Below are 375 nucleotides of genomic sequence, written 5' to 3'. Positions count from 1 at the left end.
GAGGCCACTGAAAAACTTACCATTTCAATTGTTAAGATTCATTTTAAATCAAAAAGGCTATATTTCGTTCACATTGGAACGGAATATAGCCTTTTTCTCTATCCTTTTACTTTGAGTCTTTCATGAGTGTAATGATTCGCTTGAGATTAACAGTAAATATGGCCATGGCACCTTGCATTTGCATGCCAACAAGACCCGAGGACGATGCAACATCATACCCGTGTCTGTGCTTGAGTTCGCTATTTTTCGCTTCAATTTTATAACGTTCTTTTGATTTTTCTTTGAAACCATCGCTATTTTGAAATGCCTCATGTTCCTTATGTTCGGTCGATTTGATGGTTACAGAATAGGTTTTACTTTTCGCACCTTCTTTAT

1 protein-coding gene is annotated in these 375 nt (G+C 36.5%); it reads right to left on the bottom strand.

Going from position 1 to position 375, the window contains the following annotated elements:
* Positions 1–106 precede the first annotated feature (106 nt).
* Positions 107–375 (bottom strand): transposase (locus C170_RS21695; protein ID WP_036614034.1); only part of this gene is annotated, 269 nt, incomplete at its 5' end.

Source organism: Paenibacillus sp. FSL H7-689 (genome assembly GCF_000517905.1).
Lineage (GTDB): Bacteria > Bacillota > Bacilli > Paenibacillales > Paenibacillaceae > Paenibacillus > Paenibacillus amylolyticus.
The sequence above is the reverse complement of the archived record's forward strand: the minus strand, read 5'-3'. Positions and strand labels throughout refer to the sequence as shown.